We start from the raw sequence: 1,885 nt of genomic DNA, 5'->3' as shown, positions 1-1,885 counted from the left end.
CGCGTACCGCTTCATCTTGTTCAGCAGCCCCACCCGCGAGATGCCGAGCTGTTTCGCGGCATGGGTATGATTGTGGTCAGTCTCGTCCAGCGCCGCCACGATCAGGCGCTTCTCCAGCGCCGCTACCTGCGCATCGAGCGAGCCATCGAGCGCCGCATGCGAAGGCCCGGGCGCTTCGCCACAGGCCAGCGCCAGATCATCCACCGAAATGCACGGCTCGTCCCCGGCCAGCGCCGCCGCAGTCTGCATCGAATGCTGCAGTTCGCGCACATTGCCCGGCCAGCTGCGCGACAGCAGCCACTCCAGCGCCGCCGGCGCCAGGCGCTTGGGCGGCGCCATGCGCGCGGCCAGCGCCTGCACGATCAAAGCCACATCTTCGGCGCGCTCGGCCAGCGCGGTGGTGCGCACCTGGATCCCCTTCAACCGATAATACAAGTCGTCCCTGAACGTCTTGTCTTCCACCATGGTCGCCAGGTCGCGGTTGGTGGCGGCCACCACGCGCACGTCCACCTTGGTCTCGGTCCGCGCGCCCACCGCAAAAAAGCTGCCGGCCTGCAGAAAGCGCAGCAGCTTGACCTGCATCGCCAGCGGCATGTCGCCAATCTCGTCGAGGAACAGCGTGCCGCCGTTGGCCGTGGCGATCAGCCCCTGCCGGTCGCGGTCCGCGCCCGTAAAACTGCCTTTGCAGTGGCCGAACAATTCACTCTCGAACAGCTCCGGCGGAATCGCGCCGCAGTGCACCGCCACAAACGCCTTGGCGCTGCGCTTGCCGTTGGCGTGCAGCGCGCGCGCCACCAGTTCCTTGCCGGTGCCGCTGGGGCCCGTGATCATCACCGGCACGTCGGTGGGGGCGATGCGGCGAATCAGCGCGCGCAGTTCGCGCAGGTCGGCGCTGATGCCGATCAGGCCCATGGTGGCGTCGGCCGGCAGCGCGCGCTCGCGCATGTCGGCCAGCTCGCGCTCCAGCCGGCGCTTGGTCAGCGCGCGCTCCACCACTACCTTCAGCAAATCCGGGTCCAGCGGCTTGGGCAAAAAGTCCCAGGCGCCCGCGCCGATGGAACGCAGCGCCAGTTCGCGGTCGGCGTGGCCGGTCATTACCACCACCGGCGCTGGGGCCAGGCCGGGCAGCAGCGCCAGGCCTTCGTCGGGTAAAAAAGAGGGCGGCAGCGCCAGGTCCAGCAGCACCAGGTCAAAGGTGTGCCGGGCGCATAGCGCGACCACTTGTTCGGCCGATGCTGCGACCTTGACGTCGTAGCCAAGGCTGGCGAGCCAGTTGCCGCACAGGCGCTGGAATGCGGGTTCGTCGTCGACGAGGAGGATACGTTCGGTGGTCATGGGTTGCCTGGCAAGGTGAGTTCAAAACAGCAGTTCCAGCCTTCGCGCGTGGCCAGGCGCACCGTGCCGCCGTGCGCCTCCACCAGCCGGCGCACGATGGCAAGACCGAGGCCGGTGCCGCCCGGGCGGCGCGTGGTAAACGGCTGGAACAAGCCCGCGGCAAGGTCGGCCGGCACGCCGGGGCCGTTGTCGCATACGCGCAGATTGATCATGCCGTCGGCCTGGCGCACGGCGCACACTTCAATGCGTGGCGCGGCGCGTCCGCGCATCATGGCAATGGCGTTGCCGATCAGGTTATTGAGTATCTGCTCGCCGCGCAGCGGGTCGATCAGCGCGCACAGCGTGTCGTCGATGGCCACGGCAATGGGCTGGCCGGGAAAGCTGGCCACCACGCGCTGCACCAGTTCGGCCACCGGCACCGGTTGCCGGTTCAGCCGCACTTCGCCCGAGTAACTGAGCAAGTCCTGGATCAGGTGGTCGGCCCGTTCGATCTGGGCGCGGATTTCGGCCCGCGTTTCGGGCGGCGAGCCGACGGCGGCCATGCTGATGA

Annotated in this window: 2 protein-coding genes; both read right to left on the bottom strand. The window is 68.4% G+C overall.

Going from position 1 to position 1,885, the window contains the following annotated elements:
* Window positions 1-1,335 (bottom strand): sigma-54-dependent transcriptional regulator (locus ACP7BV_RS26815; protein WP_426107946.1); only part of this gene is annotated, 1,335 nt, incomplete at its 3' end.
* The coding region (locus ACP7BV_RS26810) for a sensor histidine kinase (RefSeq protein ID WP_426107945.1) at window positions 1,332-1,885 on the bottom strand (554 nt) is incomplete at its 5' end. The genes ACP7BV_RS26810 and ACP7BV_RS26815, both read right to left, overlap by 4 nt.

This window comes from Massilia sp. TSP1-1-2 (assembly GCF_049896185.1).
Classification (GTDB): domain Bacteria; phylum Pseudomonadota; class Gammaproteobacteria; order Burkholderiales; family Burkholderiaceae_D; genus Telluria_A.
The sequence above is the reverse complement of the archived record's forward strand: the minus strand, read 5'-3'. Positions and strand labels throughout refer to the sequence as shown.